At 68.0% G+C, this 25848-nt stretch carries 40 protein-coding genes and 1 pseudogene; 38 read left to right on the top strand and 3 right to left on the bottom strand.

The window, feature by feature from the left end:
* Nucleotides 1-295: 295 nt before the first annotated feature.
* A complete protein-coding gene (locus RR49_RS05955; protein WP_045247146.1) occupies nucleotides 296-901 on the bottom strand; it encodes a DUF1269 domain-containing protein in 606 nt (201 codons plus the stop codon).
* A 152-nt stretch (nucleotides 902-1053) separates the two neighbouring features.
* Between RR49_RS05955 and RR49_RS05950 the strand changes: the two genes are divergently transcribed.
* A complete protein-coding gene (locus tag RR49_RS05950; RefSeq protein ID WP_045247145.1) occupies nucleotides 1054-2334 on the top strand; it encodes a PucR family transcriptional regulator in 1281 nt (426 codons plus the stop codon).
* A gap of 190 nt (nucleotides 2335-2524) precedes the next feature.
* Here the strand turns inward: RR49_RS05950 and RR49_RS15140 are convergent, their stop codons facing one another.
* Together RR49_RS15140 and RR49_RS15395 are read right to left on the bottom strand one after the other, a co-directional pair.
* Nucleotides 2525-3163: an Rv1352/Rv1906c domain-containing protein gene (locus RR49_RS15140; protein WP_048809179.1), complete on the bottom strand. Its 639-nt coding sequence runs from the start codon at nucleotides 3161-3163 to the stop codon at nucleotides 2525-2527.
* 154 nt (nucleotides 3164-3317) lie between these two features.
* Nucleotides 3318-3563, bottom strand: coding sequence for a helix-turn-helix domain-containing protein (locus RR49_RS15395; RefSeq protein ID WP_048809178.1), 246 nt, complete (start codon nucleotides 3561-3563; stop codon nucleotides 3318-3320).
* Between the two features lie 104 nt (nucleotides 3564-3667).
* Here RR49_RS15395 and RR49_RS05940 point away from each other — a divergent pair, with 104 nt between their 5' ends.
* The 37 genes and pseudogenes from RR49_RS05940 to RR49_RS05765 all read left to right on the top strand — a co-directional run bounded on the left by RR49_RS05940 (nucleotide 3668) and on the right by RR49_RS05765 (nucleotide 25816).
* Nucleotides 3668-3901 (top strand): helix-turn-helix domain-containing protein, encoded by a 234-nt coding sequence (locus RR49_RS05940; RefSeq protein WP_045247144.1) that lies wholly within the window; start codon nucleotides 3668-3670, stop codon nucleotides 3899-3901.
* Complete coding sequence (locus RR49_RS05935; protein WP_045247143.1) at nucleotides 3898-4146, top strand: aminoacyl-tRNA hydrolase; 249 nt, start codon at nucleotides 3898-3900, stop codon at nucleotides 4144-4146. The genes RR49_RS05940 and RR49_RS05935 overlap by 4 nt, the downstream gene beginning before the upstream one ends.
* Nucleotides 4147-4259: 113 nt before the next feature.
* The gene (locus tag RR49_RS05930; RefSeq protein ID WP_157013164.1) at nucleotides 4260-5078 is read left to right on the top strand and encodes a hypothetical protein; all 819 of its coding nucleotides are present in this window, start codon (nucleotides 4260-4262) and stop codon (nucleotides 5076-5078) included.
* A complete protein-coding gene (locus RR49_RS05925) occupies nucleotides 5075-5497 on the top strand; it encodes a hypothetical protein (protein WP_045247141.1) in 423 nt (140 codons plus the stop codon). The genes RR49_RS05930 and RR49_RS05925 overlap by 4 nt, the downstream gene beginning before the upstream one ends.
* Complete coding sequence (locus RR49_RS05920; RefSeq protein WP_045247140.1) at nucleotides 5494-5832, top strand: hypothetical protein; 339 nt, start codon at nucleotides 5494-5496, stop codon at nucleotides 5830-5832. Before RR49_RS05925 ends, RR49_RS05920 begins: the two co-directional genes overlap by 4 nt.
* Nucleotides 5832-5984, top strand: a complete 153-nt coding sequence (locus RR49_RS15670) for a hypothetical protein (protein WP_048809177.1) — start codon at nucleotides 5832-5834, stop codon at nucleotides 5982-5984. Before RR49_RS05920 ends, RR49_RS15670 begins: the two co-directional genes overlap by 1 nt.
* Nucleotides 5981-6562 carry a hypothetical protein gene (locus RR49_RS05915; RefSeq protein ID WP_045247139.1) on the top strand — a complete coding sequence of 194 codons (582 nt, stop codon included), beginning with the start codon at nucleotides 5981-5983 and terminating at the stop codon, nucleotides 6560-6562. The genes RR49_RS15670 and RR49_RS05915 overlap by 4 nt, the downstream gene beginning before the upstream one ends.
* Nucleotides 6559-6723 (top strand): hypothetical protein, encoded by a 165-nt coding sequence (locus tag RR49_RS15665; protein ID WP_048809176.1) that lies wholly within the window; start codon nucleotides 6559-6561, stop codon nucleotides 6721-6723. Before RR49_RS05915 ends, RR49_RS15665 begins: the two co-directional genes overlap by 4 nt.
* Nucleotides 6724-6745: 22 nt before the next feature.
* Nucleotides 6746-7288 (top strand): NUMOD4 motif-containing HNH endonuclease, encoded by a 543-nt coding sequence (locus tag RR49_RS05910; protein WP_045247138.1) that lies wholly within the window; start codon nucleotides 6746-6748, stop codon nucleotides 7286-7288.
* 1 nt (nucleotide 7289) lies between these two features.
* Nucleotides 7290-8519, top strand: coding sequence for an ATP-binding protein (locus tag RR49_RS05905; RefSeq protein WP_045247137.1), 1230 nt, complete (start codon nucleotides 7290-7292; stop codon nucleotides 8517-8519).
* Entirely contained in the window at nucleotides 8516-9136 is a 621-nt protein-coding gene (locus RR49_RS05900; RefSeq protein ID WP_048809175.1) for a hypothetical protein, read from the top strand. The genes RR49_RS05905 and RR49_RS05900 overlap by 4 nt, the downstream gene beginning before the upstream one ends.
* Entirely contained in the window at nucleotides 9136-10038 is a 903-nt protein-coding gene (locus RR49_RS05895) for a recombinase RecT (protein WP_045247135.1), read from the top strand. The genes RR49_RS05900 and RR49_RS05895 overlap by 1 nt, the downstream gene beginning before the upstream one ends.
* A complete protein-coding gene (locus RR49_RS05890; protein ID WP_048809174.1) occupies nucleotides 10038-10409 on the top strand; it encodes a hypothetical protein in 372 nt (123 codons plus the stop codon). The genes RR49_RS05895 and RR49_RS05890 overlap by 1 nt, the downstream gene beginning before the upstream one ends.
* Before the next feature lie 111 nt (nucleotides 10410-10520).
* Complete coding sequence (locus RR49_RS05885; protein ID WP_048809173.1) at nucleotides 10521-10958, top strand: hypothetical protein; 438 nt, start codon at nucleotides 10521-10523, stop codon at nucleotides 10956-10958.
* A complete protein-coding gene (locus tag RR49_RS05880) occupies nucleotides 10955-11257 on the top strand; it encodes a glutaredoxin family protein (protein ID WP_045247133.1) in 303 nt (100 codons plus the stop codon). Before RR49_RS05885 ends, RR49_RS05880 begins: the two co-directional genes overlap by 4 nt.
* Nucleotides 11254-11709 (top strand): hypothetical protein, encoded by a 456-nt coding sequence (locus RR49_RS05875; protein ID WP_045247132.1) that lies wholly within the window; start codon nucleotides 11254-11256, stop codon nucleotides 11707-11709. Before RR49_RS05880 ends, RR49_RS05875 begins: the two co-directional genes overlap by 4 nt.
* On the top strand, nucleotides 11706-12095 hold the full coding sequence (locus RR49_RS05870) for an HNH endonuclease (protein WP_048809172.1): 390 nt from the start codon (nucleotides 11706-11708) through the stop codon (nucleotides 12093-12095). The genes RR49_RS05875 and RR49_RS05870 overlap by 4 nt, the downstream gene beginning before the upstream one ends.
* A complete protein-coding gene (locus RR49_RS15135; RefSeq protein WP_048809171.1) occupies nucleotides 12095-12772 on the top strand; it encodes a hypothetical protein in 678 nt (225 codons plus the stop codon). Before RR49_RS05870 ends, RR49_RS15135 begins: the two co-directional genes overlap by 1 nt.
* Before the next feature lie 307 nt (nucleotides 12773-13079).
* Nucleotides 13080-13340 (top strand): hypothetical protein, encoded by a 261-nt coding sequence (locus tag RR49_RS05855; protein WP_045247130.1) that lies wholly within the window; start codon nucleotides 13080-13082, stop codon nucleotides 13338-13340.
* The gene (locus tag RR49_RS05850; protein WP_045247129.1) at nucleotides 13340-13819 is read left to right on the top strand and encodes a single-stranded DNA-binding protein; all 480 of its coding nucleotides are present in this window, start codon (nucleotides 13340-13342) and stop codon (nucleotides 13817-13819) included. Before RR49_RS05855 ends, RR49_RS05850 begins: the two co-directional genes overlap by 1 nt.
* A 38-nt stretch (nucleotides 13820-13857) precedes the next feature.
* Nucleotides 13858-14229 (top strand): annotated as a pseudogene (locus RR49_RS16220) (HNH endonuclease signature motif containing protein); the annotation flags it as partial.
* Between the two features lie 377 nt (nucleotides 14230-14606).
* Nucleotides 14607-15251 (top strand): hypothetical protein, encoded by a 645-nt coding sequence (locus RR49_RS05840; protein ID WP_045247128.1) that lies wholly within the window; start codon nucleotides 14607-14609, stop codon nucleotides 15249-15251.
* Nucleotides 15248-15448, top strand: a complete 201-nt coding sequence (locus tag RR49_RS05835; protein ID WP_045247127.1) for a hypothetical protein — start codon at nucleotides 15248-15250, stop codon at nucleotides 15446-15448. Before RR49_RS05840 ends, RR49_RS05835 begins: the two co-directional genes overlap by 4 nt.
* Nucleotides 15445-15672: a hypothetical protein gene (locus RR49_RS05830; RefSeq protein ID WP_045247126.1), complete on the top strand. Its 228-nt coding sequence runs from the start codon at nucleotides 15445-15447 to the stop codon at nucleotides 15670-15672. The genes RR49_RS05835 and RR49_RS05830 overlap by 4 nt, the downstream gene beginning before the upstream one ends.
* Entirely contained in the window at nucleotides 15669-16007 is a 339-nt protein-coding gene (locus RR49_RS05825) for a hypothetical protein (protein ID WP_045247125.1), read from the top strand. The genes RR49_RS05830 and RR49_RS05825 overlap by 4 nt, the downstream gene beginning before the upstream one ends.
* A 216-nt stretch (nucleotides 16008-16223) precedes the next feature.
* Nucleotides 16224-16733 carry a class I SAM-dependent methyltransferase gene (locus tag RR49_RS05820; RefSeq protein ID WP_048809168.1) on the top strand — a complete coding sequence of 170 codons (510 nt, stop codon included), beginning with the start codon at nucleotides 16224-16226 and terminating at the stop codon, nucleotides 16731-16733.
* A gap of 34 nt (nucleotides 16734-16767) precedes the next feature.
* Nucleotides 16768-17103 (top strand): hypothetical protein, encoded by a 336-nt coding sequence (locus tag RR49_RS05815; RefSeq protein WP_157013163.1) that lies wholly within the window; start codon nucleotides 16768-16770, stop codon nucleotides 17101-17103.
* Nucleotides 17104-17150: 47 nt separating this feature from the next.
* Nucleotides 17151-17366: a helix-turn-helix domain-containing protein gene (locus tag RR49_RS05810; RefSeq protein ID WP_045247122.1), complete on the top strand. Its 216-nt coding sequence runs from the start codon at nucleotides 17151-17153 to the stop codon at nucleotides 17364-17366.
* Nucleotides 17367-17558: 192 nt separating this feature from the next.
* On the top strand, nucleotides 17559-18059 hold the full coding sequence (locus RR49_RS05805; RefSeq protein WP_045247121.1) for a helix-turn-helix domain-containing protein: 501 nt from the start codon (nucleotides 17559-17561) through the stop codon (nucleotides 18057-18059).
* Nucleotides 18056-19348 (top strand): PBSX family phage terminase large subunit, encoded by a 1293-nt coding sequence (locus RR49_RS05800; RefSeq protein WP_045247120.1) that lies wholly within the window; start codon nucleotides 18056-18058, stop codon nucleotides 19346-19348. The genes RR49_RS05805 and RR49_RS05800 overlap by 4 nt, the downstream gene beginning before the upstream one ends.
* Before the next feature lie 20 nt (nucleotides 19349-19368).
* Nucleotides 19369-20973: a phage portal protein gene (locus RR49_RS05795; protein WP_045247119.1), complete on the top strand. Its 1605-nt coding sequence runs from the start codon at nucleotides 19369-19371 to the stop codon at nucleotides 20971-20973.
* Nucleotides 20954-22864 carry a phage minor capsid protein gene (locus RR49_RS05790; protein WP_045247118.1) on the top strand — a complete coding sequence of 637 codons (1911 nt, stop codon included), beginning with the start codon at nucleotides 20954-20956 and terminating at the stop codon, nucleotides 22862-22864. Before RR49_RS05795 ends, RR49_RS05790 begins: the two co-directional genes overlap by 20 nt.
* A 172-nt stretch (nucleotides 22865-23036) precedes the next feature.
* Nucleotides 23037-23504, top strand: coding sequence for a Dps family protein (locus RR49_RS05785; RefSeq protein ID WP_045247117.1), 468 nt, complete (start codon nucleotides 23037-23039; stop codon nucleotides 23502-23504).
* Nucleotides 23505-23635: 131 nt separating this feature from the next.
* Nucleotides 23636-24220: a hypothetical protein gene (locus tag RR49_RS05780; protein WP_045247116.1), complete on the top strand. Its 585-nt coding sequence runs from the start codon at nucleotides 23636-23638 to the stop codon at nucleotides 24218-24220.
* An 18-nt stretch (nucleotides 24221-24238) separates the two neighbouring features.
* Entirely contained in the window at nucleotides 24239-25087 is an 849-nt protein-coding gene (locus tag RR49_RS05775) for a phage major capsid protein (protein WP_045247115.1), read from the top strand.
* Between the two features lie 17 nt (nucleotides 25088-25104).
* Complete coding sequence (locus RR49_RS05770; protein WP_045247114.1) at nucleotides 25105-25476, top strand: hypothetical protein; 372 nt, start codon at nucleotides 25105-25107, stop codon at nucleotides 25474-25476.
* A gap of 4 nt (nucleotides 25477-25480) precedes the next feature.
* Nucleotides 25481-25816, top strand: coding sequence for a hypothetical protein (locus tag RR49_RS05765; protein ID WP_045247113.1), 336 nt, complete (start codon nucleotides 25481-25483; stop codon nucleotides 25814-25816).
* Nucleotides 25817-25848: the final 32 nt, after the last annotated feature.

The raw sequence follows: 25848 nt of genomic DNA, 5'->3' as shown, positions 1-25848 counted from the left end.
TTGAGTCTGATTGGCTCAACTAGAGCGAGATTAGCACTCGGGCAGTGAGAGTGCCAGCGAAGGCGGCGTCGTTCGCCGACGGCGAAATGGGTGAGATCCCGGGGCGGGACCGCTCCATCGCGGTCCGGAGCCCACGACTGCGCATTGTGCACAGTCCCCCGGAGCAGGCCGGCTCGCCGAAGGATGCCACGCCCACCGGCAGACCGAAGACCCTACTTCCGCCCGGCCCGCCCGCCGAACGCGCGGCGAAGGGCTGCCGGCGCTCCTGCACCGGCAGCCCTCTTCGCATGGCGGATCAACTGGCGCCGAGCTTCTCCTTCAGCGCCGCGGTGCGCTCCGCCGCATCGGTCTTGCGCTCGGCCTTGCGCTGCTCACGCGCGTGACGCCGCGCCTCCTTCTCGGCTTCACGGTAGGCCTCCTCGGCGGCCTCCATCTCGTCGAGCACCTCCTCGCGCGGGCGCCGGATGACGACGCCGTCGAGCTTCGCCATCTCACCGTCGACGACCTCACGGGCGTACTCGGTGACCTCGGCGATGAGGGCGGTGCCGCCGATCGGGATGGCACTGCTGATCTGCTCGAGCGCGCCCGCCGAGCGGTCGACGCGCCGCAGATCGAAGGCGCCGCCCACGAGCAGCCCGCCCGTCCAGCCGAGCAGCATGCCGATGGGTCCGCCGATCACGCCGATCAGGAGTCCCACGAGGCTGCCGCCCCAGGTGCCCATGGCGCCGTTGTTGTCGACGCCGTCGGGCATCGAGATGCGCCCGTCGGCGTCGCGGGTGACGACGGCCGCGGCGGCGACGTCGACGCGGCCTTCCATGCCTGCTCCCTTCAGCTCGCTGAGCGCCTGGAAGGCGTTCGAGCGGTCGTCGAAGGTGACGGCGATGATGTTCGATTCGGGCATGACGGTGACCTCCTGATCACGGGGGATGTTCGCGGGCGGTTGTCCCGCATGACCACCACGATCGCGGTGTTCGCGTCGCCGCTCATCGGTCGCTTCGACCACTCTTCACAGCGCTCTCTGTGCAGAGTGCACGGTGCGCCTAGGCTGACCGCATGTCCTCCCCGGGTCGGCTGCGCGAGCTCGTTTGCACGCTCGACGGCGCCCCCACGACGGCCGCCTCACTGCCCGACGACGAGCTGGAACGCCTGCATGCCCCACTCGGCGAGGGGCCGGTGCGCTGGGTGGTCGCGACCGTGGACCACACGCTCGGTGTACTGAGAGCGCGGCCCGATGCGGACGCACTCGCGCCGTGGCCCCACATGCGCGCCCTCGCCGAGCACGTGCTCGCCGAGGCGATCGAGCGGTGCGTCGCATCGGAACCGACCACCCCCGACGAGCGCCTGGCAGAGCGCGCGTTCGCCGACGACATCGTCGCTCGCGACATTCCGCTGGGGCGGGTCGTCGACACGATGCGCATGATGCAGCACGCGTGGCTCGACGCCCTCGTCTCTCGGGCGGTCGAACTCGGAGGGGCGGCCGACGTCCCCGCACTCACCCACGTCGTGACCCAGACCGTCGACGGGTGGGTAGGTGCGTTCATCTCGGCAATCGATGCGGAGCGGCGCCGTGCGTTCCAGTCGGAACACGCACGCCGGCGGGCGATGGTGCGCTCCCTCGTCGCGGGAGAAGCGGTCGACGACCAGGTGGCCTCATCCGTGCTGGGGGTTCCGGTCGAGAGCTGGCATCTGGCGAGCACGATCGGCGCACCGCCCGGAGCGACGATGACCCCGCGCGCGGTGGACGCGGTCGCCGATGCCCTGCAGCGCGCGGTCGGCACCACGCGCTCGGTGCGGCACGCGACAGGGTCTGGCGAGGTCTGGCTCTGGGTCACGACAGACGGCCCGGTGCGCGTGGAATCCCTCGATGCGCTGCGATTCGACGACACACTGCTCGTCGGCATCGGCGAAGCCCATCCGGGTCGCGCGGGTTTCCGGAGAAGCCATCTCAAGTCACTCGCGGCGCTCGCGGTGAGTCGGGGCGAGCGCCGCCGCCGCGGCGCGCTCTACCGCGACGTCGCCCTACGGGCGCTCCTGCTGCAGGACCCGGAACGGGCGATGTGGTTCGCCGAGACAGTGCTGCAAGACCTGTCGGCAGACACGGACGAGATGGCCGAGCTGCGCGAGACCGTGCGAGTGTTCTTCGACACACGCACGCGCATCGCACCCGCCGCCGACCGCCTGTTCATCCATCGGAACACCCTGGTCAGCAGGCTCGAGAAGGCCGAGCGGCTGATGGGTCATCGTCTCATCGAGCGGACCACGGCCACCCAGGCCGCGCTCGAGGTGCGCGCCTCCGAGCCGTTCATCGCGGCCCGCGCGCAGGCCGACTCCTGACGCACTCGAGAACTCACGGACAACGCGAAAACCCCCGGGCATCCGGGGGTTTCTGGCGGAGACGGAGGGATTTGAACCCTCCCTCGCACCGCGGCAACGCGTTAGAGGATTGAAATTTCGCGGGTGGCCAGTCCGAAATGAAGCTACGAGCACCCACGAAATCGGCCATTCGTTGACGCAGTCAACAGAGCTATCCCAACTTCGTCCAAGTGCCGCAGCCGCTTGACTCGAACACCTGACCCTCTCGCAGGGTCGCAGTTGCTGCGCCCTCCTGCACGACGTTGTTATCGAGAATCCGAGAGTCCGAATCGGTTCCCGCCTTCCATGCGTAGTAGCAGAGCCCCGAGTCGATCTGCCCCGTCCGGTACGTGCCCGCAGCGACGTCGGTGCCCACGACGTAGACGCCGCCCGAGAATGAGTTCTCAGCGATCTTCTGCTCTGTCGCGGACACGGCAGCTTCACGCTGACTCACGGCGTCCTCTCGCGCCTTCAAGTCGGCTTCGCGCGCGGCTATGTCAGCATCCTTCTGGGCTGCGCTGTTCCGGGCAGCAGCTAGCGAGTCGCCAAGGTTCTTCGCCTCGGCCTTCGCGATGCTGAGGTCAGACTCGGTGTTTGCTAGTTGAGTCGATAGGAGTTCAACGGACCGTGCCTGGTCCTGGATTCGAAGGATAGTCGGCACCCCGATTGCAGCTACCACCACGATCGCACCGAGAATCGCGAGCGCCGGCACCCAGGCCTTCCCGCCCGGCTTCACCTCTCGCCCGATGCCCCTAATCCGCTCGCGCCAAGTCGCGGGCCCTTCCGGTGCTGGCTCAACTTCGTCTCCCATGATTACCCCCACTGATGAATGTGCAGTGACCACTCTGCCGCTTGTAAGTGTCCCATGCCAGTCCTATAGTCGAACAAACATTCGAAACTTGGGGGTTTGATTGCTCACTGTCGCAGTAGTCGCAGAGGTAGCACGAGCATGTGGCGTAAGCCCGTCATTCGCCATTGAGCGCTTGCTCGGCGCGATCGGCGATGGCTCGATAGCTGACGTCCAATGCTCGGCAGAGCTCAGCGAGTGCGGACAGTGGAATGTCACGGTGCCCATTGAGGTAGTTGAGGACGGTGCTCTTGGCGTAGCCCGTACGACGCACGAGCTCATCGATGGTGATGCGTTGCTTCGCGCGCTGGCCCCTTAGTTCGGCTGCCACCGCAGCATTGAAGGCGTCTCCGTAATCTCCCATACGGGGACCATAGCAGCAATTTGACTACCAAGGGTAGTCAAATTGCTACCTTGAAAGTTCGGACAACGCTTGTTCGGTACTCATTCGTACTCTATAGTCTTCATATGACTACCGACTCGAAGACACCAGCGGAGCTGGTCGAGGACGCAATCCTCGCCGCGGATCGCTCGGTGAAGTGGACCGCCGAGCGTGCGGGTCTCGCGATTCCGACCCTGCGCCGCAAGGTTCGCGGCGGCGGAGAATTCACGATCAGCGAGATCGCCCGAATCGCTAAGGCACTCGGCCTCCATCCCACACAGCTCCTACCCGAGGAATTCCGAGTAGAGGATGCGGCGTGAGCACCCAAGCGCTGTTCACGCTCCGCGAGATCGCAGAGCAGCTCAGCATCCCGTACGAGGTCGTGCGGGACAACGTCTACGCAGGGCGCTGGCCGCACTCGAAGTTCAGCGAGCGCACTCGTCGCATGTCCGCCGAGGACGTAGAGCGGGTTCGTGCGATGACGCATCACGAGCCGAGTGACCCGACACGGTCTGAGGCTCACCAGCGGACGAAGCGCATGCGTGAGCTGCTTCGGGCGGTCTGACGTGGCAGGCATGGCGTGGCCTGGTGCGGCATGGCCTGGCGCGGCAGGGCATGGCAGGCGCGGATGGGCCTGGTTTGGCAGGGCTTGGCGCGGCAGGGCACGGCAGGCATGGCATGGCAGCGCTGGTTCCGGCAGGGCTCGGCTGGGCGCGGTGCGGCCGGCATGAGGAAGTTCGCGCGAGTGGATCACATCGACGTTCGAGTCGTCGACGCGCACGGGCGGTCACGCGACCGCACCACGAGAAAGCGCCCCGCAGCAACGGGGCGCTCGAACGAGATGGGATTCTCATGGCGAGTGTAACCGAAGGCGCAGCGATTCAGATCGACCGGATCGCTGCGGAGACAGTGCGCGTTCCGATCGTCGGCACATCGCCGCTGATCGTGCATAACTTCTCCGAGAAGTCGAAGCGTCAGATGCTCGACGCGCAGCAGGGCCGGAAGAAGCTGAAGGAGGTCCGCGACCCGCGATCCGAGTACACCGCGGCGCTGTATCGGATCAGCGATCCGAACGGTGACCGTTTCGGGTTCCCCGTTACCGCCTTCAAGGCGGCGACCATTGGCGCCGCTCGGTTCTACGACAAGTCGGTGTCGATGACGTCGCTGCGTCAGTTCATCTTCATGCGCGGCATCCTCTCCGAGGCCGACCCGCAGCAACTCGTCGAGATCGTCGGGGAGCCGCGGATGCGGGAAGACGTGGTGCGTCTCGGCGGCCCGTCGAGATCCGCAGACCTCCGGTACCGCCCTGAGTTCCCGACGTGGTCGGCGGTTCTCGAGGTGACGTTCGTTACCTCCTCGATCTCGCGTCAGTCGGTCTTGTCTCTCATCGATGCGGGCGGCCTGGGCATCGGGGTCGGCGAGTGGCGTCCCGAGAAGCGCGGTGAATTCGGCACCTACGCGGTCGACGCGTCACGTGAAATCGAAGTGCTCTCATGAGCCTCCGCGATGAGCTGCTCAGCATCCGCGCCGCGTACGGCGCCCTGACACCGATGAACGTGGTCGACGCGTCCCGTGCGGAGGATGCGCCCCTTCACTGGCGGTTCGAGTGGCGAGACGACGTTGCGGCAGAGAAGTACCGCCGGGACCAGGCAGCCGAGTTGATCCGCAGCGTCAAGATCACATTCGCGTCCGATGCGGAGACCACCACAGACGTGCGCGCCTTCGTCGCGGTCCGCGGGGAGGACAGCCCGTCGGAAGGCTACGTGCCGACCGAGGAGGTGCTCGCCGACCCGTTCAGCGCGCGCCTGCTCCTCAGCGAGCTGAAGCGTGAGATCCGCATCCTCCAGGCGAAGTACGGACACCTTGCGAAGTTCCGCGAGCTGCTGCTCGAAGCAGCAAAGGAGAAGGCAGCATGAGCGACGCGTTCGACGTCGTGGATATCGCCGAGGGGCTGCGCGCCTTGGCGAACACGGTGGTGCTGTTCCCGGACGAGCGGCCCGGGTTGAAGTACCCGGACAGCCCGCTCACGGTGACCGTGATCGCTGACTCGGTCGAGTCCGTGGCCGCGTGGGCCGAGCATCTTCGCGAGCGCATCGAGGTCACGGATCTGGCGGACGGGCAAAGGGTGACGGCGGTCCGTCACCTCTGCGGGGCCGTGCGATTCGAAGTCGTCCACGTCGGCACGCCCGAGCGCACGCTGATGCGCCCGGCCGATGTGACGGAGTCGTTCGAGTGCGTGGAGGTCGCGTGATGGATGCCTCGAAGGTGGCCGTCCGCCGCACCGATCGTGCACGTGCTCGCGCGGTGCTCGCTTCGCGGGTGGACGAGGTCGCGGAGAAGGTCGCGCCCTGGATGATCCCGTTCCTCGTCGCCATGGCGATCTGGGGGGCGGCGGTCCTGTGAGTGTCCCGCAGATCGTCATGAACGGCGACTCCCCCCGGGCGCGCCTGTTCGACCCGATCGAGTCCCACGAGGCCGCGGACGCGTCCGCGTCGTCCGTCGCCGCGTCTCAGGCCGCTGTCCTCGACGTCCTCGCGTTCGGGATCGCGCTGACCGATAAGCAGATCGTCGTCGAGGTGCGGCGCGCCGGGCACCGGTTCTCCGACTCCCGCATCCGCACCGCCCGCGGGGAGCTCGTCGCCGACGACCGTGTGCACAAGGCCGGACGGGTGAAGCAGGACGGCGTGTCCGCCGCGGTTTGGCGCATTGGCCCGACTCTCCCCTACCAGTCCCGTGTCGAGGACGTCCGCGACCGTCTGCTCGCGGCGGGCATCACCCGCACGGACCAGCAGATCTCGCAGGCGATCACTACCGCGTGGGAGTCGTACCGCGACCAGCACGACACCGACCCGGATCTCGACATCGAAGACGCCCGCCGGCCGAACACGTGGCTGGACCTTGTCTGGTCCGTGTTCGACAGCCTCGAGGTCGACCTCGAGGAGAACACCCTCCACGACCGTCTCGGCGGTGACCCGCTGTGATCGGGTTCGCCGCCGCCCTCATCCTCGGTCTGCTGCTCGCGCCGTTCGCGATCGCTGACCGCCCCATCAACGGACTCGACCTGCTGGTCGTGGTCCTTCTCATCGCGGGTCTGGCAGGGCTCCGCGCGATCAGATCCCGCCGCCGAAAGGAACACCGATGAACCGCATGGATGGAGACCGCTGATGGCCCGGTGGCTCGCCGTTGTCGGCTACGAAGGCATCTACGAGGTTAGCGACGAGGGTGCAGTTCGATCCCTCCCCCGCCGCGACTCTCTCGGCCGCGCCATATCCGGGTCCGAGCTGCGCGCCGCCGTCCGCGACAGCGGACACCTCCACCTGAGCCTGTGGCGAGACGGTCGAGGGCGCACGTTCGAGGTCCACCGCATCGTCGGCGAGGCGTTCCTCGGCCCACTGCCGGCCGGACTCGAAACCCGTCACCTCGACGGCAACCCCGCTCACAACGCCGTGTCGAACCTTCGCTACGGCACGAGGGGCGAGAACAACGAGGACCGCGTGCTCCACGGCACGCACCACAACTCCTCCAAGACCGAGTGCCCCCGTGGGCACCAGCTCGTCGCTCCGAACCTCCGCCTCGGCGCACTCGCGAACGGCGGCCGCCAGTGCCGCGCCTGCGGCCAAGAACACTCCCGCGCACACCACGCGCGTGAACCCTTCAACCCGGCGCGCGCCAACGCCGCGTACGCCCGAATCATGCAGGAGGCCTGAGATGGCAAAGACATTCACCGTCCAGAACTACAAGGGGATCCGTGAGATCACCCTCCACCCGACTGGCTCGTTGGTCGTAGTCGCCGGCGCGAACGGTGCCGGGAAGTCGAGCTTCATCGACGCGATCGCCGAGCTGGTCGATCCTCGCGGTGTCCGCCTGACGCCGAAGCCGATCCGTGACGGCGAGGCCGAGGCGCGCGCCGAGTTCGTCGACGACGACCTGCAGGTGCGGATCGTGCGCACGTGGAAGAAGGACGACGCGGGGAAGCTTGAGGTGTTCGCGCTCGATGGCGCGAAGTACTCGAAGCCTGCGGAGATCGTCGCGGAGCTGACGGGCGGGCTGATCTTCGACCCGGTCGCGTTCCTGAACCTCGACGAGAAGCGGCAGCGTGACGCGCTGCTCGAGAAGGTTGACCTGCCGTTCGACATCGACGAGGTGGCGCGCGAGAAGGCGGGCGCCGAGCAGCGCCGCCTTGAGGCTGGGCGCGACGTGCGCCGCCTCCAGGGCGCTCTCGCGTCGATGCCGAACCCGCTCGACGCTCCCGCCGAGGAGGTGTCGGGAGCCGCGGTGCTCGCCGAGATCGAGGCCGCTCAGGACCTCCAGCGCCACCGCGAGCGGGTGATGAGCGAGCTCGATGATGCGGCGGAAGACGTCGCATCCCTCACGGCGCGCATCGCCAAGCTCACAGAGGAGCTGGAGGAAGCATCCGCGCAGGTCAAGACGTTGACCGAGGCGCGGGACGCTCTGCCCGCGCCGGTCGACATCGAGCCGCTGCGCGAGAAGCTCGCGGCCGTCGACGAGACCAACGCCGCCGTGCGCGCGAGACGCGAGTACGCGAAGGTCGCTGACGAGTGCGCCGCCGCGGAGACCGCGCAGGCCGCCGCGAACCGCGAACTCGAGGCGATCGAGAAGCGCAAGCGGGAAGGCCTCGCCGCGGCCACGTTCCCCGTCGACGGCCTGTCCGTGGATGAGAACGGCGTCACCTTCGACGGCGTCCCGTTCACGCAGGTCAACTCCGCGATGCGCCGCCGCGTCGCGTTCGCGATCGCCACCGCCGGCGACCCGAAGCTCCGCCTGGTGATTATCAAGGACGGCGACCTCCTGGACGCCGATTCCCTCGCCGCGATCCGTGAGCTCGCCGACGAGCGCGGCTACACGGTCCTCGTGGAGCGCGACCGTGACGAGTCCCGGCAGATCGGCTTCACCATCGAGGACGGCGCACTCGCATGAGCGCTCTTGCTGTTCTGGACCGTACTCTCGCCGACTCCGCTGACCGTGAGTCGTGGCTGGGCGTGCACGACCGCGTCATCGGGTCGTCGACGGCGGGGAAGTTCGCGAAGCCGGGTTCGGTAGAGACGTACGTCCGGCAGATCCTCGAGCCCCGCACGTTCGCCGGCAACGAGACGACCCGGTCGGGTCACGACTGGGAGCCGGCGCTGCTCGCCGCGGTCGGCGCGGAGCCGAACAGCTTGTTCGTCCACGCCCCCGACAACGACCGGTTCGCGGCCACCATCGACGGCACGAAGCCCGCCGCGGACGGGTTCGCGATCGTCGAGACGAAGACGAAGCACGAGAAGGTCGTCGCTGGTCCCACACCGTACGAGGTGCGGCAGCTCGCCTGGCAGCTCTACTGCATCCCGGAAGCGACGCACGCCGAGTGGGTGTGGGGTGAGCTGGTCCGCGACCCCGCGTCGCCGGTCGGGTGGCGGCTCCGCCGTCCGCCGCAGACGCTCCTGTTCACCCGCGACCACCCCGCGATCGCCTCCGCCACCGAACTCATTGTGCCGATCGGGCACGCCGTTCTCGCCGCGCTCACCGCGGCCACTCTCATGAAGGTTCCGTTCTGATGTCCGAAGTTGCTCTGCCCAGTTCCGTCCGCCCTGACACCTGGAACGCCGACACCGCCGCGATGATGGAGTTCGCTGGCCTCACGTGGATCGAGGGTGTCGGCGACGCTGCGCACCGCGTGTTCGCACCGTCCGGTGTGATGGCCGCGTTCATCGCCGCGTGCGCCCGTACCGGTCTCGACCCGACTGCGAAGCAGATCTACGCCGCGCAGATGGGTGGCAAGTGGACCGTGCTCGTCGGCATCGACGGGATGCGGGTTGTCGCGCAGCGCACCGGCCAGTACGACGGGCAAGACCCGATCGAGTGGCTCGCGGCCGAGGACGGCCAGTGGACCACGGTGCCGCCGAAGGCACCGTACGCGGCGCGCGTCGCGATCTACCGGAAGGGCGTCAGCCGTCCGCTCGTTCAGACGGTGACGCTCGCCGAGTTCGGTGGCCGCGGAGGGAACTGGTCTCAGCGCCCATCGCACATGCTCGGCATCCGTGCGGAGTCTCACGCATTCCGACGTGCATTCCCGATGGAGCTGGCCGGCCTGTACACGCCGGAGGACTTCGAGTCCGACGATGTCGACACGTCCGATGCCCCGTGGGAGGAGCGCGAGGACTGGGGGGCGCTGATCGCGTCCGCCACGACCACGGGCGATCTCGCACGGGTCGGTGCGCGGATCGCCGAGTCCGGGCAGGGGAACGACGACATCCGCGCCGCCTACCGTGCGCGTGCCGCCGTTCTCGCGACCGAAGCGAACACCGTCGACGCGGATGTCGTCGACGACCAGACTCCCGCCGAGGGTGAGGACGCGTCCCCCACGCCCCCCGCCTCGCCCTCGGCGGGCACCCCGGACGACTACGAGGCCGCCGCATCGGCGGAGTTCGACGCCGCTGTCGAGAGGGGTGAGATCTGATGCCACTCCCCACACAGACGCGTCTGAATGACCACCTCATGCGCTGGGACAGGGAGATCAAGGATTTCGACACTGCGATCACCACCTACGGGCAGCGGAAAGCGGACCACGAGTATCGCCGGGCCGTGGTGATGGAGGAGGCGAAGCATCGTGGCGACGCGAAGCTCTCGCAGGCTGCCGCCGAGCGGATCGCTGACGCCGATCCGGAAGCCCATCGGCTCCACCGCGAGTTCCGCGCCGCCGAATCGACGGTCGAGGCAAAGAAGGCGCGACTCAGATGGTGCGCCGCGGTCGCGGACGCACTCCGATCGGAGGTGAGCACCGAGCGCGCAGAGCGCCAGCTGTACGCCGACCACAGCGTCGACCCGTAACCCGTCCGGTCGGCGTCCCCCATCGCTGACCGAACGAAACCGGGGGCCGAGCTGATTCCAGCAGCTCGGCCCCCACCACCCAATCACTATCCCTGAGCAGGAAAGCAGACCATGGGCTCCCCCATTCTTCCCGACCCGGTCCCGGAGCAGGTGCAGACGGATACCGTCGGCGCCCCGCCGCCCCGCCGGAACCGCACATCCGCCCGCAAGGCCGGCTCCTCGTTCGAGCGTTCCATCGCCGACTGGCTCGCCAGCCGCCTCAACGACGACCGCATCGACCGCCGCGTGAAGCGAGGCGTGAAGGACCGCGGCGACATCACCGGTGTGCGCACCATCCGCGGCGGACGCGTCGTCATCGAAGCGAAGAACACCACCCGCATCGACCTGTCCGGGTGGCTGCGTGAAGCGGAGGCCGAGCGCGGCAACGACGACGCGGTCGTGGGCTTGGTCGTCCACAAGCGTCGCGGGATCGCGGACCCTGCAGAGCAGTACGTCACGATGCGGCTCGAAGGCCTCGCTGTTCTCCTCGAGGGTGGGTTCGACGCATGAGCCTTCCCTCTCACCTCACCGCGCCGCCGTCCGGCGATATCACCGTGTGGACGAAGCCCTCCTGCGTGCAGTGCACGGCGGTGAAGCGTCGCCTGACCGAGGCCGGGGTGCCGTTCACCGAGCGCGACCTCACAGCGGAGGAGCACGAGAGCGACCTCGAGTACTTCCGGAAGCTCGGCTACCGCAGCGCGCCGATCACGGCGCACGGGGCGGTCGCTGTCCCCGGGTTCGTACCGGCCGAGATCGACAGGATCATCGCCGCCTGGCGCGCTGAGAAGGATGCGGAGGTCGGCGCATGAGCGCGCTCTTCGAGCTCGACGACTTCCCCGAGACGCGAACCGAGTGGGTCATCGTGGGCGACTGGGAGCGCTGCGGGCTCTGCGGGACGCGCTGCAGCTTCAACCAGGGCGGCACCCGCACGGGCACCGTGTGCGACGACTGCGCGCAGATCGACGGGTGCCGGATCCGAGAACACGACGCGATCGTGATGCGCGGCCGGGACCGGAACCTGCCGGGTGCCGTGCGCATCGCCCGCTGCCTGCACTGCGCGTGGTTCCTGAACGCGCACCGGTGGGAAGACGGGCAGTCGATCCCCCTCACCGTCGACGAAGTCGCGCAGGCGATGGAGCACCACGTCAGGCCGCTGCACACGTCGCACTGGGGCGTGTCGCACGAGATCGACCAGCATGACGACCTCGTGGCCGCGCAGGCGCGACGTCGCTCGAGCTACCTCGGGAGCGTGGCAGTATGAGCACCCCGCATCCTCCGGTCGACGTGAAGCGTGCCGTAATCCGCCGCGACGGCGAGTACTGCCTTCTCGCGCTGTCCCGATGCCAGGGCGAGGCGACGACCACCGATCACCGCGCGAACCGCGGCATGGGCGGCTCCCGCGTCCTCAACGACCCCGTGAACCTGATCGCCGCGTGCGCTCTGTGCAACGGGGACAAGGCCGACGCGCCCGCGCTGGTGCTGCTCGAACTCGAGCTGCGTGGCCTGTGGGTGCGGCCCGCGGCGACGCACGAGAAGACCCTCGCGCGTGCCCGCGAGACGCCGGTGGAAGCGCTCGACGGTACCCGCTGGTTCCTGCTGTCCGAGTCCGAGCGGATCAGCGTCGAGGAAGCGATGGGGGCCCGCTGATGCCGTGGTTCAAGGTCGACGACGCTCTCGCGTTCAGCATGAAGGCGATCAACGCCGGGAACCCTGCTCTCGGCCTGTGGGTGCGGGCGGGCTCGTGGTCGATGCAGCAGCTCACGGACGGGTTCGTGCCCGGGTCGATGGTGCCGGCGCTCGGTGGGACGGAGGCGGACGCGGAGGCGCTGGTGACGGCTCGGCTGTGGCATCCGCATGACGGCGGGTTCCGGTTCCATGACTGGTCGGACTATCAGCCGACGAAGGAGCAGGTGCTCGCTGAGCGTGCTGCCGCGACGGAACGCAAGCGGGTGTCACGCGAGAAGTCACGTCAGAGGTCACAGGGTGAGTCACGCCGTGACGCACGCGGGATAGACGCCGTGATTCCGGCTTCCCCGACCCGACCCGACCCGACCCGACCCCCCTCTACTACTCCTGACGGAGCAGTAGAGGGGTCGCGCGAGGCTGCGCTCTCCCCCTTCTGCCCGAAGCATCAGCCGAACGGCCCCGACGGGAAGTCCTGCCGGGCGTGCGGCGACGCGCGCATGGCGCTCGAGGTGTCGCGGGCTGCGACTCGTGCGAAGCCGACGCCGCTGCCGACGCGTGACCCGGAGTGCGAGACGCATCCCGGCTATCCGCTGCCGTGCGACCGGTGCGCTCGCGAAGCGGCGGAGGTGGCCTCGTGAGAGTCGAGATCCACCTCGCCGACAGCACGTGGGCGGAAGTGCTCACGTTCGCCGAGGAGCACGGGACGACGGTCGCGCGGGTGATCGAGGCGGCACTGCGCGACGCGGTGCGGCCGTCGTCGATCGCGAAGCTCCGCAACGCGGCGCGACGGAACCAGGTCTTGCAGGCGTGGGGAGAAGGCCTCACGGACGCGGCGATCGCTGAACGCACTGGGGAGGTCCGCGGCTACGTCGCGGGCGTCCGTAGGTCGAAGAACCTCCCTCCGCATTCCGTGCGGAGGGCCACTGGAACACGAAGGAAACGAGCATGAGCACATTGGGATATCCCCGATCGCAGGTCGTGTACCTGCACCTCAACCCGGGTCGCTACGCAAGGGACCTGATCGTCTCGAAGGTCGCGAAGTCGCGTGAAGCGCAGGTCGAGCCGGGGACGGTCATCGTAAAGGCCAAGATCACCGTCCCGGCCGGGTTCTTCGACGAGGCGATCCCGTACGTCGAGATCGAGTTCAAGCCCGGCGACGAGATCCAGCCTGCCGAGGTCACCGTCAGCGCGGAGGTCGAGAACTGATGGCCGGCGAGACCGTCATCACCGTCGTGGGCAACCTCACGGCCGACCCCGAGCTGCGGTACACGCAGAACGGGCTGCCCGTCGCGAACTTCACCATCGCGTCGACCCCCCGCACGTTCGACCGTCAGGCGAACGAGTGGAAGGACGGCGAGGCCCTGTTCCTGCGGGCGTCGGTCTGGCGTGAGTTCGCCGAGCACGTGGCGGGTTCGCTGACCAAGGGCAGTCGTGTCATCGCGACCGGTCGTCTGCGTCAGCGCTCCTACCAAGACCGTGACGGGCAGACCCGCACCGCCATCGAGCTCGAGGTCGACGAGATCGGCCCCTCGCTGCGCTACGCCGTGGCCACGGTGACGCGAGCAGTGAGCAACGCGAGCGCTGCGCGACCGGGCGTCTCTGAGCAGTGGGCGACTCCTGAGTCGGGCGGCGATGAGTGGTCCACGCCGGGATCGGCGTACGGGGATTCGGAGACACCGTTTTGATCGCTCAGTCTGGGGTTTTGTCTACCACGCGCGGTAACATGATGGCAGCCCCGAGGAGCGCGCCAACGCTCGCTCGGGGCCTGACCCACTCGCTTGACTCAACCAAGGATGGGCTAGCAGTGAATGCTACCCGCACCGCGCTTCCCATCGATCTGAGCACCGTCGACATCAAGGCAGTCCTGGCCAGGTTCGACCAATCCAAGTCGGGCGGGTGCTGGCCATGGACCGGCGGGACTGGGAAGGCCGGGTACGGGCTCGTGTCGCGAGGCCGCTCCCGCACACGCTTACTGGCGCATCGCGTGGTCTACACGATCCTCCGCGGTCCAATCCCCGGCGAACTTCCGCTCGACCACCTATGTCGAAACCGGATCTGCGTGAACCCAGCGCACCTGGAACCGGTGACGGTCGGGGAGAACAACCGTCGAGGGTTCGGCGCATCAGGTATCCACGCCCGCCAGACGCATTGTGTTCACGGGCACGAGTTCACCGCGGAGAACACCGCGATCCTTCCTAGCGGTAGCCGGAAGTGTCACGCATGCTCGCGAGAGCGGGATCGGCGGCGGCCCAGCGGGTGGGCACGCGGACGAGCTGGGGGCGGCTCATGACTGTCTTATGTGCGACGACCGTGGGGCTCCGCGGCATCCGCCCGTGCACCCACTTCGGCCTCCACCGGGTGACGTGCCCGGATCATCCCGGGTGGGCGGAGACGCTGCGTCCGGGCACGTGCCGGGGGTGCCTGCCTCGGCAGGCTGACCGAGGGTTCCTCTGCCAACGCTGCTACGAGCTCGTGGAGTCCGCGTGCCTGCGGTGGCCGCGGTGGCTGCGTCTCGTGCTCGCCGCCGACGGGCGCCTCGTCGCCCCGGAAGGCGGCGGGCAGGCCGACGGGTACTCGAACCTTCAGGTCACGACCCTCGCGATCGACGAGTGCACCCGCCTCCTCGCGTCCCGCGCGGACCGGACCGTCGACCTGTGGGTGCACGATGAAGCCGGAGCGGCCGACGCGATCCGATTCGCGCACGCCGCGCACAACGCGTTCGACGCCCTGCAGACCGAGGAACGCCCGAAGCACATCGAACGGGTCCGCTGCCCCGGCTGCGGGTTCCTCACCCTCACGGAGAACCCCACCCGGGAGCACCGCGGGAAGACGATCATCGAGTGCCAGCAGTGCGGGCACGTGCTCGACGAGATCCGCCTCCCGTCCGCGCCCCGCTGGTTCGGGTCCGAGGACTGCGAGTCCGACGACCACCTCGACTGCCGTGGCCTCGAGTGCCGGTGCGCCTGCCACATGGTCGGCCGCGCGTCCCTCCCCCAGGGCATCCATGCGGTGTTCGACGCGGACCAGCACACCACCGGGTACGTCGACCGGTCCGTGTGGGTTATCACCGCCGGCGTCGTCCACTACGAACCCATCGAAGAACGGAGAACAGCATGACCACGTTGCAGGTCGAATCCGACCCGGTCGTCTGCACGGTGTGTGAGACGGCAGTGGCCCGGTTCAACGATCAGGGTCTCGCGTCGAAGCTCACCATCCACGGCATGGAGTGCGCCGGCCATGGCTTCACGGGCTGCGCGCATGACGGGCCCTGCTACCGCCGGGTCACCGACCACGAGAACGGGAGCAAGTCATGAGGAAGCGTCTCGCGCGCATCGTGCGCCGTTTGGCCGCCTGGCGGTACCTGCCGCAACGTGCGTTCGCGCCGCTGGAACGTCTCGCGTTCTGGCTCGCGCCGCACTCGCTGACCTGCAAGTCGTGCGGGGCGCGTTTCGTCCAGCCGTCGTTCGGGTCACTCGCCCATGCGCGGCGGGCATTCGACCACTACATCGACGTCCACGAGGATGGGAGCAAGTCGTGAGCAACCCACATCGGATCGAGGTCACCGATCCCGAATCCACTTTCACGAGCGGTGTCCGCATCGTCTGCGACGCCCCGGTGGGTGCACCCTGCCGCCTGTGGTGCGATGAGACCGAATGCGAGGAGGGCGCCAGCGAGAACCATGAATCGCACACCCTCAGCGACCAGGGATACTGCGCGCGCACCGAGGGATGGTTCGATGACTTCCCTGCCGACTGCTACGACGGCGACGTGCTTGCGTTCGACGCCCTGCACTCGGGGCCGGTGATCCTGACATGGAACGGCGACTGGATGGTGTGGAGCTACGACACCGGTTCGACCAGTCAGGAGTCGTGATGCTCGAAGGACGCGATAGAGCGCACACGATGCGCGAGGCCAACCGCCGCTGGCCACACGAACACGAATCAGGTGAGGTGACGAGTACCGCTCGGGCCGTGCGTCGCCTTACCTTCCGTCAGGGCGTCGAATGGGCGCTCGAAGAGATAGCGGCGGGGCGAATCGACCGCCCCGAACCGACCGATCCGTCGGCAGACCACGAGGATGGGGGCAGCGATGCCTGAACCGCTCGTGCTCGATCCGGCCTCTGGCAGCCGGATGATGTACTTCGACAAGGCCGACGACCGCGTGCTGTTCGGTGACATCCGTAACGAATCTCACGTCCTCTGCGACGGGCGCGCCCTCAACATCGAACCGGACATGGAGATGGACTTCCGGGCGCTGCCGTTCGAGGACGGCGCGTTCCGCGTGGTCGTGTTCGACCCGCCGCACCTCGTCCGCGTCGGTGACAACGCCTGGATGGGCAAGAAGTACGGTCGCCTCGATCCGCTGAACTGGCGCACCGATCTCGCCGAAGGCTTCGCGGAGTGCTTCCGCGTGCTCGCCGACGACGGTGTGCTGATCTTCAAGTGGAACGAGACGCAGATCCCGGTGTCACAGATCCTCGCGCTCACCCCGTACCGCCCACTCGTCGGGCACAAGTCGGGGAAGACGGCGCGAACTCATTGGGTGACGTTCATCAAGACGCCCCTACCGACCGATCGGGGGTCTGACGTTGCCGGCTGACCGTGAAGCCCTGGCCCGCCTCCTGCATGACGCGGTGACCGCGAAGGCCCGCGCCGAGCGCGCCAACGTCGACCAGTGGGAGGACCTCGCCGCCTACTTCCGGGCGAACTTCCTGCGCATGGCGGACGCGGTGATCACCGCCGGGTGGGCGCCAGCACCGTCCCTGTTCGAGCTCGCGCCGCCCGTCGAAGATCAGGCGCTGCGTGAGCGGATCAAGCTCGCGATCCAGACCGCCCAGGACGACGAGGGTCACCTGCTCTACTCGATCCCGCCAGGCGTCGCCGGCATGTACGCCGACGCCGTCATGCGGGTGTTCACCGGCCGCCCGTACCCGTACGCCACCGATTCAAGCGAACACCCTCCCGCTTGAACCACCACCCGACCGATTCAACTCCCCTCGAACACTCGGAGCACGACATGACACCAGACATCCCGGAGTGGATCACCGTCGCCGTCGCGGCGAAGATCACCGGCAAAGCACCCCGCACCATCTACCGGTGGATCGACCGCGACCTCCTCGCCACACGAGAAGACAGCCAGGGCCGCATCCTCGTCCTCTCGAAATCCGTCGGCCGCGTCGCACTCGACCAGAAACGCGGCCGCCCGAAAGGAATCCCGACACGCCGACCCTGAACACCGCCGAAAAAAGATGCAAATGTGGCAAAAACGGCATGATCAGACGTAGATGGTGGATCACTCCGCCCAACGACAGAAGCCCCGGACCTCACAGAGGACACCGGGGCTTCGTCACTCCCCGACCACCGTGACCGCGCACCCGCGCAGCAACCCTGAACGTGGCCTGGCGCCACCGAAGAGGTGACACCGATGGCGATCAACGACACCCAACGCGACGAAGTCCTCCGACTCCACGCCCAAGGCATCGCCCGAAACGAAATCGCCCGCCGAGTCGGCATCAGCGCCGGATCCGTCACCAACATCTGCAACGCCCACCACCGCAGCTTTGACCGGTCAGCGACAAAAGCCGCACAGGCGGCTCGATCACTCGACCTCGCCGCGGCCCGTCTGAAGCTCGCCGAGCGCCTCGATGTCGCCGCGAACGCGATGCTCGACATGATCGAGCAGCCGTTCACGGTGTACGCGTTCGGTGGTCGCGACAACGTGTTCAACTCGGCGACGCTCGACTCCGCTCCTGTGGATGCGCGCCGCACGATCATCACGTCGGCGGCGATCGTGTTCGACAAGCTGTCGAAGGTCATCGAGTCGACGACGGAGGGCAGCGCGGACGCGGAGTCTGTGCTGGACCGGCTCGAGGCGGAGTTCGACGGCGAGTTCACCGACGTGGATGATGCGGAGTTCGGGCAGTGACTCGTCCGCCGGCGTTGTCGCGGAAGCAGCGGTGGAGCATCGCGCGCGCGTCGTCGCGGAAGATCGCGCTGTGGGTTGGTGCGGTGTCCGCCGGGAAGACGATGGTGTCGCTGTTCGCGCTGTTCATCGCGATCCGTCACACGCGCGGCCGCGGGCTGATCGTCATCGTCGGGAAGACGCTGCAGACGATCGAGCGGAACGTGATCGGCGAGATGCAGAAGCCCGAACTGTACGGGCGTCTCGCGAAGCAGGTGAAGCACACGACCGGGTCGAACACGGCGGTGATCCTCGGCCGGGTCGTGCACCTTGTCGGCGCGAACGATGCCCGCTCTGAGGAGAAGATCCGAGGCTCGACGATCGAGCTCGCGTACGTCGACGAGGCGACGCTGGTCCCGGAGGCGTTCTGGGCGATGCTCCTCACCCGTCTCCGCGTCGCCGGCGCCCGGCTCCTCGCGACCACGAACCCCGGCTCGTCACAGCACTGGCTGCGTGTGAAGTACATCCTCGACGCCGTCGCGCAGAACATGATCGTGTTCCACTTCACGATGCACGACAACCCGCTCTACTTCGAGGGCGGCGACCCGGGCCCGGCGTACATCGCCGACATGGAAGCCGCGTTCCGCAAGAGCAAGCTGTTCTTCGACCGGTTCATCCGCGGCCTGTGGACGAACGCTGAGGGCGCGATCTACGACGGCTGGGACCCCGCCGAGCACGTCATCGCGTGGGAGAACCTGCCCCCGATGTACCGGCTCCTCGGCGTCGGCATGGACTTCGGTATCCAGCACGCCACGTCGGTGGTGCTCCTCGGCCTCGGCTACGACCGGAAGCTGTACCTGATCGACGAGCTGCGGATCGAAGCGGACGCGCAGACGCAACGCCAGTCCCCCAGCCAGCAGGCGAAAGCGATCGCCGTATGGCTGAAGGCTAACCACCTCCCCGAGGGTCACCTGCGACCGGAACTGATCTTCGCGGACCCCGCCGCTGCACCGTTCCGGCAGGAGCTGCGCGAGTCGGAAGGCGTCGACACGATCGCAGCTGACAACGCGGTCGCGTACGGCATCGGCCTGATCGCGTCGCTCCTCGCCCGCGGGCTCATGAAGGTCACCGACCGCTGCACGGGCGTCATCAAGGAAATGCCCGACTACCGGTACGACCCGAAGGCCACGGAGAAGGGCCTCGACGAACCGATCAAGGTCGGCGACGACTCCCTCGACGCGTTCCGGTACGTCGTCGCATCCACCGAACACGAATGGCGCGACGAAGTCGGCCCGCGACCGCACACGTTCTAACCCGCGACGGGAGGTCACTGATGCCGCTTCCCGCGTCCTCCACCACCGCCCAGTGGCCGCCGAAGGTTCTCGACAACCTGCTCCCCGCGATGGCCCGGTGGGGCGCATGGTGGGCGAACGACCTCGCCCGCCTGCAGGCGGTGTACGGCGGCGGCCTCATGCCCGACCGGACCGGGTTCTTCGCGTCCGACACGGGCGGGATGAAGGTCCACTCCCTCGGCCCGATCCGCTGGTTCATCGCGCAGCCCGCCGTCGGCACACAGTTGAACACGAAACTGCCCGTCCCGATCGCGGCGGAGATCTGCCAGGCGTCCGCGGACCTGCTGTTCTCCGACCCGGTCACCGTGACCCACACGGACGAGGCGGCGCAGGCGCGGCTCGGTGAACTCCTGGACGACGGGTTCCACGCGTCGATCGCGGAGGCCGCGGAGATGTCCGCGGCGCTCGGCGGCGTGTACCTGCGGGTCACGTGGGACGACACACTGAACCCGGATGCCCCATTCACGACCGTGAAGGACGCGGACGAAGCGATCCCCGAGTTCCGGTTCGGTGTGCTCACCGCGGTCACGTTCTGGGCGGTCGTCGCCCGCGACGGCAAGCAGGTGTGGCGACACCTCGAACGCCACGAACTCACCTCGACGGGCGTCGGCGTGATCCTCCACGGCCTGTACGTCGGCGACGACACGACCCTCGGCATCCGCATCCCGCTCTCCTCCCGACCCGAGACGGCCCCCCTCGCCGTGTACACCGACCTGAACAGTGAGGGCACGATCAGCACCGGCTCGCCGGGTCTCGCGGTCGTGTACGTCCCGAACCAGACCCCGAACCGGTCGTGGCGGAAGGATCCCCTCGGGCAGAACCTCGGCCGCTCCGACCTCGACGGCATCGAGCACCTGATGGATCAGCTCGCGGAGACCATGTCGGACTGGATGCGTGCCCGCCGCGCCGCGCGCGCTCGCGTGCTGGTCGCGAAGGAACTCGCGAAGTCCGCCGGCCCCGGCCAGGCGTCCGTGATCGACATGGACCAGGAGACGTACGTCTCCACCGACATGTCAGCGAACTCGGGTTCCTCGCCGGCCCCGCTGTCGATGGCGGACCGCATGAACGTCATGCAGCCCACGTTCGACCCTGCCGGGTACAAGGCGACCGCGGACGAGCTGATCGAGCAGATCCTGCAGATGGCCGGCTACTCGATGTCGACGTTCGGTGTGCAGGGCGACCAGCGCGGCGACCGGACCGCGACGGAGATCGAAGCCCGCGAACGCCGCTCCCTGATGACCCGCGCCCGGAAGATCCGCATCTGGCGTCCCGCGCTCGAGGAGTACGTCGAGAAGCTGCTCGCCATCGACCGGGTGTTCTTCAACCACCCGAACCCGACCGAGGGCGTGCAGGTCGAGTTCTCCGACGGGGTGCAGGAGTCGCAGCTGCGTCTCGCGCAGACCGTGCAGGCCCTGTACGCGTCGGAGTCCGCGTCCGTCGAGGAGCGCGTCAGCATGCTGCACCCCGACTGGGACGAGACGCAGATCGGTGAAGAGGTCGCCAAGATCAAGGACGAGTTCGCGCACACGCTCCCCGACCCGACCATGAACCCGTTCGGTCAGGCCGATGGCGCAGCAGCCGTCTGAGCCGTCGTCGCAGCAGATCGCGGCGGCCCTGATCGGCTTGTACGTCCTCGCTGAGCACGAACTCCTCGCGGGCCTGACCGCTGTGCTGCGTGCACCGTGGTCGGTTCAGCGGGACGCGATGATCCTGAACCGTGCCCGCCTGCTGGTGAGGCAGGTGCTCACGTACCTGACGGCACGGTCCACGCCGATGCTGCAGGCGATGGTCACGGCCGCGTCGGCGGAGGGACGCCGCGACGCGGAGCTCGTGCTCGAGCGCGCGCTTCGTGCCGGCGGCGGTGCGGGCGGCCGTGTCCCCCCAGGCCGTGACGTGACCCTCCCCGGCGGGGAACCGTTCGACCTGTCCCTGTCGCATGGTGAGCGGGCGGCGCGCGCGATCCGCGACGACATCACATCGTCGCTCGCGGATGTGCGGTTCCGCATCACCCGCCTCCCCGACGACATCTACAAGATGATCGCCCCGAACGGCGCGATACGGCAGGTGCTCGACAACCAGGTCACGCCGGCGCAAGCGCAGGCGATGGCGTGGCGGGTGTTCGTGTCGCAGGGCATCACCGGGTTCACCGACAAGTCGGGCCGGAACTGGTCGCTGTCGGCGTACGTGGAGATGGCGGTGCGCACCGCGGCGACCCGGGCGTACAACGCGTCCCATCTGGCCCGGATGCAGGCGCTCGGCGTGGAGTACTTCACTGTCGACGACACGGGTCACCCGTGCCCGCTGTGTTTCCCGTGGCAGGGCCGCGTGCTCACGTTCGCCCCGGTCCCGTTCCCCGCTCTGCCCGTCGACGCGACGATCGCGGAAGCGACCGCGGCGGGCCTGTTCCACCCGAATGCGATCCTCGGAAACGGCCCGGTTCGGGTGCTCGGTGAGGCTGAGAACGGCGTGAAGGCGTGGTACTCCGGCCCGTCAGTACACCTGACGACTGCGCGGGGTCATGACCTCACCGTCAGCCCAGATCATCCGGTGCTCACCGCGACCGGATGGCTGCCCGCGAAGGCTCTCCGCGAGGGCATGCAGGTATTCAGCACTGCCAGTAGTGAGCGTCCGGAACTGGTTCCCGTACCGGACGTGAATCTCCACGACCCACAGACCACGTTCGAGGACGAACTCGATGCGCTCGCGGCGCTGGGAGGCCTGGCGCGAGTTCCCGCCGCCGCTGACGATCTCCACGGCGATGGGCGCTTCATCCAGGGCGAAATCGAGGTTGTAGTGGCCGATCGGCGGCTGCTGCCGATAGTGGAGTCCCGCGGCGTCGAGCAGGGCAGCGAAAGCGACTTCGTGCGGGCCGATGTGCAGGCCCTTCTGGGAACGGGTGCGCGCGCGGCGCTGCTTGACAGCCTCTGTGTCCATGGTGCGGTAGCTCGGACCCTGGCGGATGCTGACGCCGCGGTCGCGGAGACGCCGACGGATCGTCGTGTCGCTGACGCCGAATCGGTGAGCGAGATTCTCAGCGGTCTCGCCGCTGGTGTAGAGCCGGACGAGTTGGTCAACGTCGAGTTCCTTCACTTCGAAGGGCATGCCTACGACCTCCAAACGTCGACGGGCGCCTACGTCGCTAGCTCGATCTTAGTACATAACTGCCGCCACACGCTCCTGCCCGTCTACCCGGGGGTGACGGTCCTCCCGGAACCGCAGGTGTGGGCCGAGGAGATGCAGGCGAACTACGACCTGTCGCAGAAGCAGCGTCGCCTCGAACTTGAGGTGCGGAAAGCGAAGCGGCAGCTCGAGTTCGCGGTGTCCCCGGAGACCCGCGCGGACGCGCGCACGAAGGTGCAGGCCGGGCAGGCGAAGATCCGCGACTTCATCGCCGAGACCGGGTTCGCCCGCGACTCCCGCCGTGAGCAGGTCGATCTGACCGACGGCCGTATCAAGCTCCCGACTCCCATCCGGTAGCCGGGTCATCAGCGCTGGGTTTGCCTCCAGAGAAGAGGGCATGGGACGCCATGTTCATCGGCTCGACGTATCGCGGTCGCTAAGCGCGAAGTGGTGGGTGCGGCTCAGGTGCCGCCTAACGGGGAACGCAGCCAGCGGACGCCCACCACGCCCCCAACTTCGAAGGAGAGACATGGTCAACGCGACGACGATCCCCACGGCTGTTGTCACCGGCGTCACGAAGGCGCTCCTCCCGGTCGTGATCGACTGTCAGGCGCTCGTCCTGGAGGCGAAGCAGGCGCACTGGAACGTGCGCGGCGCGAACTTCATCGGCGTGCACAAGCTGCTCGACAAGCTCGTCGACAACGCGCTCGACTATGCGGACCTCGCCGCGGAACGCATCATCGCTCTCGGCAGCCCCGTGGACGCGAACCTCGCGACGGTGCAAGCGCAGTCGACGCTCCCCCCGATCACGCCCGGCTTCGCGCAGTCGGACGCCCTCATCGCGCAGGTGCTGGCCCAGATCGACGCGGCTCTCGCGACGGTCCGTGCGGCGGTGGAAGCGCTCGACGAGATCGATCAGGTGTCGCAGGACGTGGTCATCGAGATCGCTCGCGGCCTCGACAAGGACCGCTGGTTCCTGTTCGCGCACATCGCCTGACCATGTCCGATCTGAGCCGTCGCGCAGCGGCTCGTGAACGCCGCCGCGCGCTGATAACCGTCCCGCCGAGCGCGGGCTCATCCCCAACCGACCCCCACGAGCCTGGCGCTCAGAAGGAGACACCGAACATCATGCCCGAACCCGAAGTCACTCCCACCCCGACCGAGCAGCAGAAGCCCGCGGAGACGCCCGCCGAGAACCCTGCGGAGAGGGTCGAAGACCTCCCCGAGTGGGCGCAGAAGCTCATCAAGGACACCCGCAAGGAAGCGGGAGACCACCGCACCGCGGCGAAGGCAGAGAAGGACCGTGTCGCCGCGATCCTCGCCGCCGCGGGCATCAAGCCCGACGAGCCCGACCCGGTCAAGGTCGCTCAGCAGGCCACCGAAACCGCGAACGCCGCAGTGCGGAAGCTCGCCGTGTTCGAGCAGGCCACCGCCGCCGGCGCAGACCCGACGAAGCTCCTCGACCGAGCATCGTTCCTCACTTCCATCGCCGGGATCGACCCGACCGATGGTGCAGCGATCAAAACGGCCATCGAAGCCGCGATCGCTGCGGACCAGACCCTCAAGGCGACCCGGGCGGTCGGCGCGAGCACTGTCGAAACTCCCGGCGGGCCCGGCGAGCAGGGACAGATCACCGAAGCGCAGCTTGCGCAGATGACCCCCGAGCAGATCGCAGACGCCCACTCCAAGGGGCAACTGAACCACCTGCTCTAACCTCGAAAGGAGCCCGCCGTGGCTTTCAACAAGTTCAAGCCGGAGATCTGGAGCGCGCTGCTCCTCGTCGCTCTCCGCAAGTCCCTCGTGTACAGCGCGTTCACGAACCGCGACTACGAAGGCGAGATCGCCGAAGCGGGCGACACCGTCCGCATCACGTCGGTCGGTCGCCCCACGATCGCGAACTACGTGCCCGGTCAGACGGTCATCTCCCCGGAGACGGTCGCGGACAGCCAGCGCACCCTCGTCGTGGACCAGGCGAAGTTCTTCGCCTTCCAGGTCGACGACGTCGACAAGCGGCAGGCGAAGGGCGGCATCCTCGACCAGCTGAAGGACGAGGCTGCGTACGCGTTCGCCGACACGGTGGACCAGTACATCGCATCGTTCTACACGTCGATCCAGACGGCCAACCAGCTCGGCTCGATCAGCGTCTCCGCCGCGACCCCCTCGCAGGCGTACGACAACGTCCTCGTCCCCCTGAAGGTCCGCCTCGACAAGGCGAACGTCGCTACCCAGAACCGGTCCGTCGTGGTCACCCCCGACTTCCACGGTGTTCTGCTCCGCGACCCCCGCTTCATCAAGGTGAACGAGGCGGGCACGTCGGAGGGCCTCCGCAACGGTATGGTCGGCCGCGCCGCCGGCTTCGACATCCTCCTCTCGAACAACGCCCCGAACACGTCCGGGTCGGAGTTCGCGACGATCGCCGGCAACGACCGTGCGATCACGTTCGCCGAGCAGATCAACAAGGTCGAGGCGTACCGGCCCCAGTCCTCGTTCTCCGACGCCGTCAAGGGCCTCCTGCTCTACGGCGCGAAGAACGTCCGTCCCGACTCGCTGGCGAGCGCGCTCGTCACGGTCACGGCCTGAGAAAGGAGTGCTGACACATGGCACGCGCAACCCTCACCCCGACCCCGTTCGCCCCGAACGCGGGCATCGCCGACCCCGCCGGAACCGCGTCGGTCGCGGGCGCAGGCAACGGCTTCACGATCCCCGCGCAGGGATCGAAGCTCGTCCTGCTCCGCGTCACGAACGGCACCGGCGGCTCCGGCACCGCATCGATCCTCGCCGGCTCGCAGCCGTCGGCGATCGCGTCCGGCCAGGGCCCCCTCGTCGACACCGTCGGCGCGGGAGCGACCCGCTGGATCGGCCCGTTCGAGTCCGCCCGGTTCCAGCAGCCGGACGGCACCCTCGCGATCGAGACGTCCGTGGTCATGACGGTCACGGCGTTCACGGTCGACGGCCGCTACGTGGGCTGATCCCATGGCCGAGACCGAATCGACCGAGCCGACCGAGACTCCCCACGTCTTCATCCGAGGAGAGGGCGGCGGCATCTTCAAGATGGACCTCCCCCTCCACGAGTCGATCGAGGAGCGTCTCATCAAGGGCCACCTGACCCGCGTCGCGAACGCGGAAGGCGACCCGTACGACCCGACGACCGACACCACGCAGGTGGCGTCGACGCCGACGGAACGTCCCCCGCTGAACGCGAACAAGGCGACCTGGGTGGGCTGGGCGGTGGCGAACGGCATGAAGCCGGACGACGCCGAAGCAGCCACCAAGGACGACCTGATCGAGAAGTTCGGCGTCCAGAAGTAACCGCCTGGTGGGCGGGGCCTCACCCGCCCCGC

Origin of the sequence: Microbacterium ginsengisoli, from assembly GCF_000956535.1 — a bacterium.
Lineage (GTDB): Bacteria > Actinomycetota > Actinomycetes > Actinomycetales > Microbacteriaceae > Microbacterium > Microbacterium ginsengisoli.
This window is presented reverse-complemented; position numbering and strand designations above follow the sequence as displayed.